Raw genomic sequence first — 15,137 nt, 5'->3', positions numbered from 1 at the left:
CCCGGAGCAAGCCCGCTCCCACAAGGGAGTGGCGCACCGGGCTCAGGTGTGATGAATCTCCCGATCCTTGGTTTCCGGCATGAAGAAAATACCCAGCACAGCCGTCATCACCGCGATGACGATCGGATACCACAGCCCATAGTAGATATCCCCGGTGGCCGCCACCATGGCAAACGCCACCGTCGGCAGGAAGCCACCGAACCAGCCGTTGCCGATGTGATAGGGCAGCGACATCGAGGTGTAGCGGATGCGCGCCGGGAACAGTTCCACCAGCCAGGCGGCAATCGGCCCGTAGACCATGGTCACGTAGATCACCAGGATCGTCAGCAGCAACAGCACCATCGGGTAGTTGGTCTTGGCCGGGTCGGCCTTCTCGGGGTAGCCGGCGTCCTTGAGGGCGGTGGCGAGGGTGGCGGTAAAGGCGTCGTTTTTGGCCTTGAAGTCGGCGCCCGGCATACCGGTGCCCTCGAAGCTCTCGATCACTTTCTCGCCAATGCGCACCTGCGCAACAGCGCCCGGCTCGGCTTTCACGTTCGCATAGGGGATGGCCCGCTTTGCCAACACGGTCTTGGCCAGGTCACAGGAACTGGTGAATTTGGCCTTGCCCACCGGGTCGAACTGGAACGAACACTGGTCGGGATTGGCAATGACCGTGACCGGATTTTTCTCCTGCGCGACGAACACGTCGGGGTTACCGTATTGGGTCAACGCATGGAAGATCGGGAAATAGGTCACGGCCGCGATAATGCAGCCGGCCATGATGATGCCTTTGCGGCCGATGCGGTCGGACAGGCTGCCGAAAAAGACAAAGAACGGAGTACCGATCAGCAGCGAGCCGGCAATCAGCAGGTTGGCGGTCTGCGGTTCGATCTTCAGCGTCTGCAGCAGGAAAAACAGCGCATAGAATTGCCCGGTGTACCAGACCACGGCCTGGCCGGCGGTGCCGCCGAGCAGGGCCATGATCACGATCTTGAGGTTGTCCCAACGGGCGAAGGATTCGGTCAATGGTGCCTTGGAGGACTTGCCTTCGGCTTTCATTTTCTGGAACACCGGCGACTCGCTGAGCTGCAGGCGGATGTACACCGAGATTATCAACAACAGGATCGACAGCAGGAACGGAATCCGCCAGCCCCAGGCTTCGAAGGTTTCGGTGCCCAGGACGGTGCGGCAGGCGAGGATCACCAGCAGTGAAAGAAACAGGCCGAGGGTGGCTGTCGTCTGAATCCACGAGGTGAAGTAGCCGCGTTTGCCCTTGGGGGCATGTTCGGCCACGTAGGTGGCTGCGCCGCCGTACTCACCGCCCAGCGCCAGACCTTGCAACAGGCGCAGGCTGATCAGAATGACCGGCGCGGCTACGCCGATGGTTGCATAGCCAGGCAGCATGCCTACCACGGCCGTGGAGACGCCCATGATCACGATGGTGATGAGAAAGGTGTGTTTGCGTCCGATCATGTCACCCAGCCGGCCGAACACGATGGCGCCGAAGGGCCGGACGGCGAAGCCTGCGGCGAAGGCGAGCAGGGCGAAGATGAAGGAAGTCGTTTCGTTGACACCGGCAAAGAAGTGCTTGGCGATGATCGCCGCGAGGGAACCGTACAGGTAGAAGTCATACCATTCGAACACGGTGCCCAGGGATGACGCGAATATGACCTTGCGTTCCTCCCGGGTGATTCCGTGATGGGGTGTATGGTCCGTGGATGTGCTGTCGATTACTGCCATGAGTATTCTCCGTCTTGCACTTGTTGTAGGCCGGAGTTCCCACCAACATTTACCCTACCCAGGCCCTGGGGGTGATGTCATCGAATTACGGGTCTTGCATACAGGTTGACGCCTTGAAACGCTGCAAGGTTCCTAGAAGCATAATCACCTTGTGGCAGATATCCACTCGCCACTACGCCTTAGGTTGAAAGGGGGGGGCTGGCACAAGAACTGTAGGAGCGAGCCTGCTCGCGATGGTGTGTCAGTGACGCCAAGGTGGCTGACACACCATCGCGAGCAAGCTCGCTCCTACAGGGGGGATGTTTGCGGGGTTTAAACGCGGAACTGATCCATCAGGCTCTGCTGCTGGTTCGCCAGGCTGTTGAGCGACTGGCTGACCCGTGCCGATTCATTGGCCTGGCCCGACAGCGACTCGGTCACGTCGCGAATGGTCGCCACGTTGTTGTTGATCTCCTCGGCCACCGCGCTTTGCTCTTCGGCGGCACTGGCGATCTGCATGTTCATGTCGTTGATCACGGTCACCGCATCACCGATCTGGCGCAGCGCCGTCACGGCCTGGCCAACCTGCTCGACACTGCCCTGGGCCTGACGATGGCTGTTGTTCATCGAACCCACTACATCTTGTGTGCCGCTTTGCAGTTGTTCGATCACCAGGCGGGTTTCCTCCACTGACTCCTGGGTCCGTCGCGCCAGGTTGCGCACCTCATCGGCGACCACGGCAAAACCGCGTCCGGCCTCACCGGCACGGGCTGCTTCGATCGCGGCGTTGAGAGCCAGCAGGTTGGTCTGCTCGGCGATCGCACGGATCACTTCCAGTACCGTGCCGATCTTCTCGCTGTTGGCTGCCAGGCCTTCGACCTGAACCATCGCCGCGCTCATGTCGGCGGCGAGGTTGTCGATGCTGGCGGTGGTGCGGTCGATCACGGTCAAACCCTGACGGGTCGCCTGATCGGCATCGCGGGCGGCGTGTGCCGCTTGCGCGGCGCTGCGGGCAACATCCTGGGCGGTGGCGCTCATTTCATGGGACGCCGTCGCAACCTGATCCACCTGACGGTACTGCTGTTCCATGCCGGCGCTGGTCTGGGTGGCGATGGCGGACGACTGGTCCGCGGTGCTGCGGGCGTCCTGCACCGAGCGTTTCACTTCGGCGATGATCGGTTGCAGCTTGTCGAGGAAACGGTTGAACCAGCCGGCCAGTTGGCCCAGTTCATCCTTCTTGTCGTAAGCCAGCCGACGGGTCAGGTCACCTTCGCCGCTGGCGATGTCTTCGAGCATGTGCGCCACGCCGAGGATCGGTTTGGTGACGCTGCGGGCCATCAGCCACACCAGCACCAGGCCCAGCAGCGCGGCGAGTATCCCCAGGCCGAGCTCGACCAGCGTACCGGCGGTGTTGCTGTCGTCCAGTTGCTTTTTCAGGGCTTCGGCGGGGCCGACCAGGACTTTTTCCGGCACGTCGAGCAGCACGCCCCAGGATTTTCCGCCGGGAATCGGCTGGAACGGTGCCAGCACTTTCAGTTGCTGATTGCTGTGCAGGCTGCCGGTCTTGCTGCTGGCGGCAAGCATGCGCAGCAGTTCGGCGCCACTGGCCTTGTCCACGGCCTCCAGGCGCTGGCTGAGTTTGCTGGCGTCCGGGCTGTAGCCGGCGAGCAGGCCGGCCGGGCTGATGATGCTGACACTGGTCTGGCCGTCGTAGAGCTTCTTGCTGGCGCCCAGGCTGACCGCTTGCAGGCTGTTGAGGTTGATGTCCACCGACAGCGAGGCGATGACCTTGCCGTTGACCATCAGCGGGAAAACGATGCTGGTCATCAGCACGTTCTGGCCGTCGATCTCATAGAAGTACGGTTCGATCACGCACGGCTTGAGTGTGGTGCGCGGGCACGTGAACCAGGCGTTGGCCGCTTCGCCGCTGGGGCCGGTGCTGGTGTCGGCCATGTCCTTTTCCGGCAAGGCCATGGACGTCACTTTGCCCGGCGTCGGCTGCGACCAGTAGAGGGCGAAACGGCCCTTGTCGTTGCTGCCCAGTTCGGCTTGGCCGGTGAACAGGTCGTCCTTGCCATCCAGCCCGTTGGGTTCGAACACCAGGGACAGGCCGAGCAGGTCCGGGTTGGCCTGCAGGGCCGACTTGACCTGGCGGGTCAGGTCTTCGCGCAGGTCGAAGGCATCGAGGAAGCGTTTCTCGGCCTGCTCACGCAGAAACAGTACCTGGCGGGAGAAACCATGGCCGTACTGATAGGCGTCCATGAACTGCTGGCGAATCACCAGCGCCTGGTTTTCGCCCTGGGACTCGATCCGGGCCTGGGCCGCTTCGGTCAGCATCTCCATGCTCGAGGCTTTCACCATCCCGGAGCTGTGCTCCATGCGGTACAGGGAAAGGCCCACCAGCAGGGTCACGATGCCCGCCAGGCACAGCCCGGCCAGCAGGGTGATTTTCCATTGAATGGAAAGTTGTCTGAGCGACATGGAGACGTCCTTATTCGATAAATATCTGAGACTTTGCACTGTAGCGGCCGGAATTTCGGTTTCTTTATCCCGTCTATCGGCTATCAAGCACTTCCCCCTGTAGGAGCGAGCCTGCTCGCGATGGTCGTCAACGATGATGATGGAAACCTGATACCCCAAGGTGCTCTCAAGTGCATCTCGAGCTAGCTCGCTCCTACAGGTCTCACATGCCGTTACATATCGATAGCGCCGGGGTGCTTTGACAAGTAGGTGATGCTGCGGCACAGTGCGCGCCCTCTAATAAAACCCATTCCTTAATCCGCTGGCGGCTCTTCGCAGACTGCCGGACGGAGTCTTTTCGTTTGTCTCGAGGTAAAGAAATGAATGCAGTAATTGCCGCGGTCGGCATCATGCTGGTACTCAGCCTGTCCCGCGTGCATGTAGTGATCGCCCTGATCGTCGGTGCGCTGGTCGGTGGCCTGACCGGTGGCCTGGGGATCGAGGCGACACTCAAGGCTTTCAACAGTGGCCTTGGCGGTGGGGCGACGGTGGCGCTGTCCTACGCCTTGCTGGGCGCTTTCGCCGTGGCCATTGCCAAGTCCGGCATGGCCCATGCGCTGGCGGACAAGGCGCTGGCAATGGTCGATCGCCAGCACGCCAGCGGCGGTGGTCAGGTCAAGTGGCTGCTGATCGGCCTGCTCTGGGTCGTGGCCATTGCCTCGCAGAACATCCTGCCGATCCATATCGCGTTCATTCCGTTGCTGGTGCCGCCGCTACTGTATGTGCTGACCAGACTGCAACTGGACCGTCGACTGATCGCCTGTGTCATGACCTTCGGTTTGATCACGCCCTACATGTTCCTGCCGGTGGGCTTCGGCAACATCTTCCTCAATGAGATCCTGCTGGCCAACGTCGCGCGCAGCGGGGTGGACATCAGCGGCATCAATGTGACCCACGCCATGGGCATTCCCGCCCTGGGCATGGTGGCGGGCCTGCTGATCGCGTTTGTCAGCTACCGCAAGAAGCGTGTCTACGATCTGGCAAGGATCGAACAGGTCGAGCAAGTGGCGGTGCAGTACAACCCGCTGAGCCTGATGGTGGCTGGCGTGGCCGTCGCGGCGGCGTTCATCGTTCAGTTGTTGCTGGATTCTATGATTATCGGTGCACTGGTCGGCTTCCTGATTTTCTCGGTGTCGGGCATCGTCAAATGGCGCGACACCGATGACCTGTTCACCGAAGGCATGAAAATGATGGCGATGATCGGTTTCATCATGATCGCCGCCTCGGGATTTGCCGAAGTGATGAAGGCCACCGGTGAGGTGCAGACGCTGGTCGAGTCGTCGGCGTCGTACATCGATCACAGCAAGGGCATCGGTGCCTTGCTGATGCTGCTGGTGGGGCTGCTGGTGACCATGGGCATCGGCTCTTCGTTCTCCACCGTGCCAATTCTGGCGGCGATCTTCGTGCCGCTGTGCGTGCAACTGGGCTTCAGCCCGTTGGCGATCGTGTGCATCGTCGGTACCGCCGGTGCCTTGGGCGACGCCGGGTCGCCGGCTTCGGACTCGACCCTCGGCCCGACCTCCGGCCTGAACATCGACGGCCAGCACCATCACATCTGGGACACCGTGGTCCCGACCTTCCTGCACTACAATCTGCCGCTGCTGGCGTTCGGCTGGGTGGCGGCGATGGTCCTGTAACCCCGGAACCCCGGAACCCCTTGTAGGAGCGAGCTTGCTCGCGATGGTCGTTAACGATGCCGCGTGTTTACTGACTAAACGCAGCGCTCTTGGGTCCATCGCGAGCAGGCTCGCTCCTACAGGGGCTCGCAAGTCCATCTCACAGCGTTCAACTTTTGCCCTGGCGTGCCGTTAAAGCTTTTACCCACGCCAACAAAATCAAAAGAGTGAACGTCATGCGCATGAGCCTCAAGGCTAAAGTCCTGTCCCTTGCCGTCCTCCCGGTGTTGCTGTTTGCGCTGGTCATCAGCCTGACCACGCTGTTCATTCTTCAGGATCAGGCGCGCAAGGAAGTCGAGCAGACCCGCGAACGCCTGCTCAGCGATGCCAAGGCGACCCTGCAAAGCTACGTGGCCGTGGCCATGACCGCGATCAAACCGCTTTACGACGCGGCCGCCCCCGGCGATCAGGCGGCGCGGGCCCAGGTGATCAAGCTGCTGTCGAGCATCACCTATGGCAAGGACGGCTACTTCTTCGGCTACGACTCCAACACCGTGCGCCTGTTCAAGGCCAGCAGTCCCGAAGGCGTGGGCCAGAGCTTCAAGGACAACCGCGATCCGAACGGTGTCTACGTCAACCGCGATCTGGTGAAAGTCGCCAGGGACGGTACGCACTACCTGCAATACAGCTCGCCATTACCCGGTAACTCCCAGGTGCTGGTGCCCAAGCTCGGCTACACCGAATACCTGCCGAAGTGGGACATGGCGGTCGGTACCTCGGTCAACCTCGACGGCATTGAAGCGCAAGTGGCGGTGGTCGAAGCCAAGGTCCAGGAGCGCATGCAAGGCATGGTGCTGAGCATCGTCGGCGTGGCGGTCGTGGTGCTGCTGGTGATTGCCGCTGCCGGAATGTTGCTGGCCAACACCATTCTGCGTCCGCTGCATCTGATGAAAGCCAACCTCGACGACATCGCGGCAGGCGAGGGCGATCTGACCCGTCGCCTGACGCTCACCAGTCAGGATGAGCTCGGCGAGCTGGCGGGCTCGTTCAACCGTTTCGTCGACAAGATTCACGGGCTGGTACGGCAGATCACCGAAATGACCTCGCAACTGACCGGGCTGGTGAGTCAGGTGTCCGACCAGGCCCATCGCTCGGACCAGGCCATGGAGCGTCAACGCCATGAGACCGATCAGGTGGCCACGGCGATCAATGAAATGTCGGCGGCGGCCCAGGAAGTGGCCAAGAGCGCGCAGAACGCCGCGGTGGCAGCCCAGCAGACCGACGAAGAAGGGCAGGCGGCCAAGCGTGTGGTGGCCGGCAGCATCGAGAAGATCCATGCGCTGGTGGACGACATCCGCAGTAGTGGCGTGTCCCTCGACAGCTTGCAAAAAGACGTGTCGTCGATTGTCAGCGTGCTCGGGGTGATCCGCTCGATTGCCGAGCAGACCAACCTGCTGGCGCTCAACGCGGCCATCGAAGCCGCCCGTGCGGGGGAGGCCGGACGCGGTTTTGCGGTGGTGGCCGATGAAGTGCGGGCGCTGGCCAGCCGCACGCAAATCAGCACCCAGGAAATCCAGGGCATGATCGACCGCTTGCAGGCCGGCACCCGGTCTGCAGTGGAGGCGATGCGCCGCTCCAGCGAGGCTGGCGATGGCACCTCGGCCCAGGCCAACGAGGCGGGGGCTTCGCTGGACACCATGGCGCAACTGATCGCGACCATCAATTCGATGAATGCGCAGATCGCCAGCGCCGCCGAAGAGCAGACCGCCGTGGCCGAAGAGATCAATCGCAGCGTGCACCAGATTGCCGTGGCGGTGGATAACGTCGCCGACGAAACCCAACTCGGTGCGCAAACGTCCCGTAGCCTGGCCGACCTCGGTCAGCGCCTGGGCAGTCTGGTCGGGCAGTTCCGTATCTGACAGAACAGAGACAAGACCTGTGGGAGCGGGCTTGCTCGCGAAGGCGGTGTGTCAGACAACAATTATCGTGACTGACACTCCCTCTTCGCGAGCAAGTCGAATCGTCGCACCGCCGCTCCCACAGGGATTTGTAATCGGCAGGAGCGACAGCCACTACACTTATCCTGTGCATCCGAGCACGGGACGACCTTGCTAGAGGAGTCAGCTCCATGATTGACCGTGAAAGTATCTGCGATTGTCCGAAATGTACCTGCAAACTCGGTGAACATCCGATTGCCCGTCACGGCAAGCATTACTGCTGTGAAGCCTGCGCCAAACACCATGAGCACGGCGAGGAGTGCGCTCATAAAGACTGCAAGTGCGCCCACTGAAAACCACGGTACACGCAAAAGTGGAGCCTAGTCCGGCTCCACTTCCAGCCTGAGGCTGCCATCCTCCAGGCGTTCGCTGCGGCGGACGTTGCCCTGCAAGCGCCGCCCTTCGACCCGCAGCACCAGGGTCCTGGCATGCTCCAGATCTTTCGGCAGTGGTGCCGGGACGCGTATAGCGAAGCAAAAGGCGTCATTTTCGACCTGTTCCAGTCCGATCCGGCACTCGGCGCTTTTGGTGATGCGGCCGAGCGACGTGTCCAGACCGTAGTCCAGTTGCGCAGGGCTGCTGATGGGTGTCGCGCTCATGTCCCTTCCCCCGAACCTGATGGTTGCCTGAGATTAGTGCGCCGGCCGCCACCTGACATTTTCCACGCCGAATTTTTCAGCCATCGGCTTGCTGGTCTTTTGCACCTTCTCGCGTCCAAAACGGGGGATTCGCCCCACCCCCGCGTCACAGCTCGCCCAATGCCAGGCTTCTGTGTTATCCATTTTTTCCAGTCGGATAATGAAAGACTTTGGAGCGCCATGGAGGGTGTACTCGATGACGAATAATTTTGCACTGTTCATAAAGCCGCGGTTCCTCCCTGTTGTACATAGAAGGATCGCGTGCCACCGGGAAAATTCACTCGGATAGTCGGACGGCGGCGGTTGCTGGCGACAAATTCGACGCCCCGTTACCATGCAGTCTTACCGTCCCCCAATGAACATTGACCATGGCCCTCGCCGCACCGCCTGACCTGAGTGACACCGATGTGCCTGTGCAGCCGCTGGCTCGCACCTATCCGCGCGGGTTGTACATCGAGCCCCATGAGCACGTCTGGGGCCAGTTGCTGTATGCGATGAGCGGGGTGATGTGGGTCGAGACGCCGCACGAGGCACTGGTAGTGCCGCCGCAGCGGGCGGTGTGGTTGCCGCCCGGCGTGCCCCACGGGATTCGCGTGGTGTCCGACCTGCAAATGCGCAATATCTACTTGCGCCCGTCCCTGGCGGCGACCCTGGATGACAGCGTGCAAGTCATCGAGGTCGGCGGCTTGCTGCGCGAGCTGATCGTCGGCCTGGTGGAGCAGGGCAACGACGGGCCGCCCGAGTATTACGACGCGCTGGTGGGGCTGGCGCTGCTGGAGCTCAGGCGCGCCAGGCGTTCGCTGCTCAAGATCCCGCTGCCGGACGATTCCGATCGACGGCTGATGAACCTGTGTCAGGCGGTCATGTCTGCGCCTTCGCTGGATATTCCGTTCGAACAGCATGCAGAAACCGCCGGTGCCAGCGTGCGGACCCTGGCGCGGCTGTTCAAGGACGGTTTGGGCATGGGCTTCGCCGAGTGGCGGCGTCAGGTGCAACTGGCGACGGCGGTGGCCGGGTTGATCCAGGGCGTACCGGTCAGCGCGATTGCCCGGGAGCTGGGCTATTCGCCGAGCAGCTTCAGTGACATGTTTCGGCGTGAACTGGGTGTCGCCCCGTCACAGTTTCCGGCGGCGCAACGCCAAGGCTGAATTCGCCGGGCCATGCTTTGGCCGAAATTCAGAAGCACTTGGCCGATGCTCGCCAGCGTCGCCCTCTAGACTCAACGCATACCTCAATTGCCCCCGGAGTCTGCCGTGAACTACCTCATGTCAGTGGCCATCGGTCTGGGCGTCGGTCTGCTCTACGGCGCGCTGGATTTTCGTTCCCCCGCACCCCCGGCCATCGCGCTGGTTGGCCTGCTCGGCATGCTCGCCGGTGAAAAGCTCTGGCCGATGGGGCGCGAGCTGGTGGCTGGCTGGATTTCCTGAACCCTCTTTGACTCGATGGATACGCCCATGAAAGCTCTGCAATTCGATAAAACCGGTGATCTCTCGGCCCTGCGCTACGTCGAGGTGCCTACCCCCGTTCCCGGCGCCAATGAAGTGCTGGTCGAGATCAAGGCCGCGGGGCTCAACCCCAGCGATGTGAAGAACGTGCTGGGACGTTTTCCCTACACCACCCTGCCGCGGATTCCCGGTCGTGATTTTGCCGGTGTGGTCGTGGCCGGCCCGCAGGCGCTTATCGGTCAGGAAGTCTGGGGTACGGGCCGGGAACTGGGCTTTTTCGCCGACGGTTCCCACGCGCAGTTCGTCAAGCTGCCGGCCAATGGCGTAGCGCTCAAACCCACGCACCTGAGCTTCGCCCAGGCCGCCAGCCTCGGCGTGCCGTACACCACGGCGTGGGATGCGCTGGAACGCAGCCTGGTGACCGCCGAAACCCGATTGCTGGTCATCGGTGGCGGAGCGGTCGGCAGTGCCGCGCTGGCCTTGGCCAAGGTGCGCGGTGCCCGGGTGCTGGCGGCTGCGCGGCGTCCCGAGCAGGTCAAGGACTTGCAGGACCAGGGTTACCAGACCCTGCAACTGGATAAACCCGAAGACCTTGGGGCCCAGGTCAACGCGGTCTATGCCGGCGGCGCCGATGTGATTTTCGACACCACCGGATTCTGGCTGCCAGCCTCGGTGCCAGCCCTGGCCGCGTTCGGTCGCATCGCGATCATCGCGGCACCGGTGGACGGTCACGTACAGTTGCCGGCCCTGGCGTTGTATCGCAAGGGCGGCTCAGTGGTGGGGATCAACTCGTTGCTGTACGGGGTACAGGCGTGTGCGGCCATGCTCGAGCAGTTTGGCCGGTTCTTCGATCAGGACCTGTTGCCGTTGCCGCAGGGCTTGTTCGAGTCGCCATTGGCCGAAGGTGTGGAGCGTTATGCCGAAGTGAATCAGGGCAGCGGTGACAAGGTGATTTTGCTGCCATGACCACGATCAATGTGGGAGCGGGCTTGCTCGCGAAGACGGCGGCACATCCGGCATTGATGTGTCTGACACTCCGCCTTCGTCGGAACGCCGCCCGGAGCAAGCCCGCTCCCACAAGGTCCGTGGCCCGCATGCCCCGCTCTGCTAGAATCGGCCTCATTGACCCTATGAGGTGCCCCATGAGCGAGCCGATTCGCCTGACCCAATACAGCCACGGCGCTGGATGCGGTTGCAAGATTTCCCCCCAGGTGCTGGAAGTGATTTTGGCCGGCAGCGGGGCGCAGAACCTCGACCCGAAACTCTGGGTCGGCAACGCCTCACGCGACGATGCGGCGGTGTATGCCATCGACGAAGAGCGCGGAGTGGTCTCGACCACGGACTTTTTCATGCCGATCGTCGACGATCCCTTCGATTTCGGTCGAATTGCCGCCACCAATGCCATCAGCGACATCTATGCGATGGGCGGCGATCCGTTGATGGCGATTGCGATCCTGGGCTGGCCGGTGAACGTGCTGGCCCCGGAAGTTGCCCGGGAAGTGATACGCGGCGGCCGTTCGGTATGTGACGAGGCGGGCATCCCGCTGGCAGGTGGGCACTCCATCGACGCGCCAGAACCGATCTTTGGCCTGGCCGTCACCGGTCTGGTGGATAAGCGCCACATGAAGCGCAACGACACTGCCACGGCCGGTTGCCTGCTCTATCTCACCAAACCCCTGGGCATCGGCATCCTTACGACGGCCGAGAAAAAGGGCAAGTTGCGCAATGCCGACATCGGCCTGGCCCGGGACTGGATGTGCACCCTGAACAAACCCGGCAGCCGTTTCGGCAAGCTCGACGGCGTAACCGCGATGACCGATGTCACCGGTTTCGGCCTGCTCGGGCACCTGGTGGAAATGGCCGACGGCAGCCAGCTCACGGCGCGTATCGAATATGACCGCGTACCGCGCTTGCCGGGTGTCGAGTATTACCTCGAACAGGGCTGCGTACCGGGCGGTACGCTGCGCAATTTCGACAGCTACGCCAGCAAGCTCGGGCGGCTCCAGGAACTGCACAAACGCGTGCTTTGCGATCCGCAGACCAGCGGCGGCCTGCTGATTGCCGTCACGCCGCAAGGCAACGAGCAGTTTCTCTCGGTGGCCGCCGAACTGGGCCTGAGCCTGGAGCCGATCGGTGAACTGGTCGAACGACAGAGCAACGCGGTCGAGGTGATTTGATGTCTGTCGACTGCACCGATTACCGCGACATCTTCCTCAACGACCGGCCCATGATGGACGCCCGCGCACCAGTCGAATTCAACAAGGGCGCGTTTCCCGGTGTGGTCAACCTGCCGTTGATGAATGACCTTGAACGCCAGCGGGTCGGCACGTGCTACAAGCAGCATGGCCGGCAGGCGGCCATCACGCTGGGGCATCAACTGGTGTCGGGCGCGGTCAAGGCCGAACGCATCCAGGCCTGGGCCGATTTTGCCAAGGCGCATCCCGATGGCCTGCTGTATTGCTTTCGCGGCGGCCTGCGCTCGCAGATAGTCCAGCAATGGCTCAAGGACGAGGCGGGCATCGATTACCCACGGGTAGGCGGCGGCTACAAGGCCATGCGTACCTTCCTGCTGGATACCCTCGATCAAGCCTTGACCCAGTGCGATTTCGTCCTGTTGGGCGGTATGACCGGCACTGGCAAGACCGAAGTGCTCAAGCAATTGGGCAACAGCGTGGACCTTGAAGGTCATGCCAACCATCGCGGCTCCAGTTTCGGCAAACGCGCCACGGGCCAGCCATCGAACATCGACTTCGAAAACCGTTTGGCCATAGATGTGCTGAAAAAACGCGCCCGGGGCATCGAGCAGATCGTTTTGGAAGACGAAAGCCGCGCGGTGGGCAGTTGTGCGTTGCCATTGCCGCTGTACCAGGGCATGCAGCAGTTTCCGATGGTGTGGCTGGAAGACAGCCTGGAAGGTCGGGTAGAGCGGATCCTGCGCGATTACGTGGTGGATCTGTGCGCAGAATTCATCGACGTGCATGGCGAGGAGGGCTTTGCGCTGTTTTCCGAACGGTTGCTGGCGAGCCTCAACAATGTGCAGAAACGCCTGGGCGGCGAACGTCATCGGCGCATGCTGGTTTTGATGGAAGAGGCGTTGGCAGAGCAGGCCCGTAGTGGCGCGGTGGATCTGCACCGCGGCTGGATCGAAGGGTTGCTGCGCGAGTATTACGATCCGATGTACGCGTTTCAGCGAGAGAAGAAAGGCGCGCGGATCGAGTTTGCCGGGGAGCGGGGGGCGGTTCTCGAGTACCTGCGTGAGCGAGTGAATCAACGAAAGTGATGTCGGTTTTACTGGTCCCTTCGCGAGCAAGCCCGCTCCCACATTTAATCAGCGCCGTTCACAATATTTGTGTTCGCTGGAGATCGAATGTGGGAGCGGGCTTGCTCGCGAAGGGGCCCGACCAAGCAATGAGTCACTCAGGTCGGACAGGTTTGCGAGCCATTATCCAGGCCTTGCTTGTACACATGGCTCTGCAAACTGGCCTTGCCGTTGTGCCAGGTCAGGGTGAGTACATACAGCGAGTCATAATCGCTGGACTCCCAGTCTTCCATGATGGTCATTTTCTTGCCGGTGGCTTCGCCGGCCACCGTGTTGATCAGCTCCGGCAGGTAGCCGTGCGACCAGGCGGTGTAGATGACCGAGTTGTGATACTTGTCGTGAAGCAGCTCTTCGGCCAGGTCACTGGTGTCATTCGCGGAAAAATTGATGTTCACCGGCAGGCCCAGCTTGATGGCGCTGGGGCTGATGGTCATCAGGGGACGGATGTAGCTGTAGGAATTGTCGAACTCGCCTTCCTCGACGTTACGGGTCGGGTTTGCGGCAAACACATAGTTGGCCTTGCCAAACTTTTCCGGCAGCAGCGTCGCCAGGTCGATGGCGCGGTTCAGTCCCTGGCAATTGAGCTGGCCCAGGCCACCGGCGGGTTTTTCCCCGTGGCGCAGGAAGACCAGCGTCTGGGTTCCATCCATCGGTTGGGCGCGGCTTTGACTGGCCTCCAGCGACAGGAACACCGAACTGACCGCCAGCAAGACGGGCAGCAGCAGGTAGGCGCGATGTCTGAAGCGGTTGGCAATATTGAACAAATTCATGAATAGAGGGTTCTTCAGCGCAATTCGGTTAAGTCTGACAAACCTTTACACCACGATGTTCCAGCGTCGGGTGTTTTCCATGTCGTTGAAACCGGTCCGTTTTCAAAGGGGTGGTGCTCAGAGTCCCCTGAGCCCGTTTGGTTCGATTCCGGTCGAGCGCGCAGCAATGTACCGGCAACCTTAACGGTTTTCAGTGAAGGTTAGCGACAGGATGTTGCGAAATCGTGGACACGCTACACCTGATGGTGTTGAAACGGTCGTGATCTCTTTTGATCTCGTCTATCAGCGAGATTAATGGCTGCAAGGGATCGCAGAGCCGCTATCTCCATTATGATCGTCACTCTCAATGTCTTCGTGGATCCAGCCCATGACCGATTTGTCCGCATTCCCCATCACCCGCAAATGGCCTGCCCAATACCCGGAGTGGATTCAGCTGTACTCCTTGCCGACCCCCAACGGCGTCAAGGTCTCGATCATGCTCGAAGAGATCGGCCTGCCGTATGAACCTCACCGGGTAGGGTTTGACACCAACGACCAGATGTCCCCGGAATTTCTTTCCCTCAATCCCAACAACAAGATTCCGGCGATCCTCGACCCCCACGGTCCGGACGACAAGCCACTGGCGCTGTTCGAGTCGGGAGCGATCCTGATCTACCTGGCCGACAAGAGCGGACAACTGCTGGCCCAGGAATCGGCTGCGCGCTACGAAACGATTCAGTGGCTGATGTTCCAGATGGGCGGCATTGGCCCGATGTTCGGCCAACTCGGGTTTTTCAACAAGTTCGCCGGCAAGGACTACGAGGACAAGCGTCCACGTGACCGCTACGTCGAGGAAAGCAAACGCCTGCTCAAGGTGCTCGACGGCCGCCTTGAAGGGCGCGACTGGATCATGGGCGAACGCTACACCATCGCCGACATCGCCACCTTCCCGTGGGTGCGCAACCTGATTGGCTTCTATGAAGCTGGCGATCTGGTGGGCATTCAAAACTTCCCTAACGTCACGCGGGTGCTGGAACGCTTCCTGGCGCGGCCGGCGGTGGTGCGCGGGTTGGAAATCCCGAAACCAGTCTCGAATTAAACCTCTTGCCTGTAGGAGCGAGCTTGCTCGCGATGGTCGTTAACGATGACGCGTGT

Annotated in this window: 13 protein-coding genes and 3 pseudogenes; 10 read left to right on the top strand and 6 right to left on the bottom strand. The window is 61.4% G+C overall.

From position 1 onward, the window contains the following. Positions 1-42: 42 nt before the first annotated feature. From AC06G5_RS20820 to AC06G5_RS20810, 3 genes and pseudogenes are all read right to left on the bottom strand, one after another. Positions 43-1,719: an MFS transporter gene (locus tag AC06G5_RS20820; RefSeq protein WP_413423033.1), complete on the bottom strand. Its 1,677-nt coding sequence runs from the start codon at positions 1,717-1,719 to the stop codon at positions 43-45. A 312-nt stretch (positions 1,720-2,031) separates the two neighbouring features. After that, positions 2,032-2,625, bottom strand: a pseudogene (locus tag AC06G5_RS20815) (methyl-accepting chemotaxis protein); the annotation flags it as partial. A gap of 264 nt (positions 2,626-2,889) precedes the next feature. Next, positions 2,890-3,960 (bottom strand): annotated as a pseudogene (locus AC06G5_RS20810) (methyl-accepting chemotaxis protein); the annotation flags it as partial. Between the two features lie 578 nt (positions 3,961-4,538). Between AC06G5_RS20810 and AC06G5_RS20805 the strand changes: the two are divergent. The 4 genes and pseudogenes from AC06G5_RS20805 (at position 4,539) to AC06G5_RS20790 (ending at position 8,124) form a co-directional block, all read left to right on the top strand. After that, entirely contained in the window at positions 4,539-5,855 is a 1,317-nt protein-coding gene (locus AC06G5_RS20805; protein WP_413423035.1) for a Na+/H+ antiporter family protein, read from the top strand. A 215-nt stretch (positions 5,856-6,070) separates the two neighbouring features. After that, positions 6,071-6,895, top strand: a pseudogene (locus tag AC06G5_RS20800) (cache domain-containing protein); the annotation flags it as partial. A 36-nt stretch (positions 6,896-6,931) separates the two neighbouring features. Further along, on the top strand, positions 6,932-7,753 hold the full coding sequence (locus AC06G5_RS20795) for a methyl-accepting chemotaxis protein (protein ID WP_431196858.1): 822 nt from the start codon (positions 6,932-6,934) through the stop codon (positions 7,751-7,753). A 209-nt stretch (positions 7,754-7,962) separates the two neighbouring features. After that, positions 7,963-8,124 (top strand): metallothionein, encoded by a 162-nt coding sequence (locus tag AC06G5_RS20790; protein WP_085718940.1) that lies wholly within the window; start codon positions 7,963-7,965, stop codon positions 8,122-8,124. Between the two features lie 27 nt (positions 8,125-8,151). Here the strand turns inward: AC06G5_RS20790 and AC06G5_RS20785 are convergent, their stop codons facing one another. Together AC06G5_RS20785 and AC06G5_RS20780 are read right to left on the bottom strand one after the other, a co-directional pair. Continuing rightward, complete coding sequence (locus AC06G5_RS20785; RefSeq protein WP_413423037.1) at positions 8,152-8,430, bottom strand: hypothetical protein; 279 nt, start codon at positions 8,428-8,430, stop codon at positions 8,152-8,154. Between the two features lie 33 nt (positions 8,431-8,463). After that, positions 8,464-8,691, bottom strand: coding sequence for a DUF6555 family protein (locus tag AC06G5_RS20780; protein WP_413423039.1), 228 nt, complete (start codon positions 8,689-8,691; stop codon positions 8,464-8,466). Between the two features lie 146 nt (positions 8,692-8,837). On the opposite strand from AC06G5_RS20780, the gene AC06G5_RS20775 reads away from it, so the two are divergent. From AC06G5_RS20775 to mnmH, 5 genes are all read left to right on the top strand, one after another. Further along, entirely contained in the window at positions 8,838-9,617 is a 780-nt protein-coding gene (locus AC06G5_RS20775) for an AraC family transcriptional regulator (RefSeq protein ID WP_413423041.1), read from the top strand. A 105-nt stretch (positions 9,618-9,722) separates the two neighbouring features. Continuing rightward, the gene (locus tag AC06G5_RS20770) at positions 9,723-9,896 is read left to right on the top strand and encodes a DUF1427 family protein (protein ID WP_413423043.1); all 174 of its coding nucleotides are present in this window, start codon (positions 9,723-9,725) and stop codon (positions 9,894-9,896) included. A 27-nt stretch (positions 9,897-9,923) separates the two neighbouring features. After that, complete coding sequence (locus AC06G5_RS20765) at positions 9,924-10,880, top strand: quinone oxidoreductase family protein (RefSeq protein ID WP_413704383.1); 957 nt, start codon at positions 9,924-9,926, stop codon at positions 10,878-10,880. Positions 10,881-11,056: 176 nt separating this feature from the next. Further along, positions 11,057-12,091 (top strand): selenide, water dikinase SelD, encoded by a 1,035-nt coding sequence (gene selD, locus AC06G5_RS20760; RefSeq protein WP_413423047.1) that lies wholly within the window; start codon positions 11,057-11,059, stop codon positions 12,089-12,091. Then, positions 12,091-13,194, top strand: a complete 1,104-nt coding sequence (gene mnmH / locus AC06G5_RS20755; RefSeq protein ID WP_480458236.1) for a tRNA 2-selenouridine(34) synthase MnmH — start codon at positions 12,091-12,093, stop codon at positions 13,192-13,194. The genes selD and mnmH overlap by 1 nt, the downstream gene beginning before the upstream one ends. Before the next feature lie 137 nt (positions 13,195-13,331). Here mnmH and AC06G5_RS20750 read toward each other — a convergent pair whose 3' ends face one another. Further along, complete coding sequence (locus AC06G5_RS20750; protein ID WP_413704385.1) at positions 13,332-14,003, bottom strand: histidine phosphatase family protein; 672 nt, start codon at positions 14,001-14,003, stop codon at positions 13,332-13,334. A 367-nt stretch (positions 14,004-14,370) separates the two neighbouring features. Between AC06G5_RS20750 and AC06G5_RS20745 the strand changes: the two genes are divergently transcribed. Continuing rightward, positions 14,371-15,081: a glutathione S-transferase family protein gene (locus tag AC06G5_RS20745; RefSeq protein WP_413423053.1), complete on the top strand. Its 711-nt coding sequence runs from the start codon at positions 14,371-14,373 to the stop codon at positions 15,079-15,081. Positions 15,082-15,137: the final 56 nt, after the last annotated feature.

The organism is Pseudomonas sp. WT-JTC, assembly GCF_056711565.1.
This window is presented reverse-complemented; position numbering and strand designations above follow the sequence as displayed.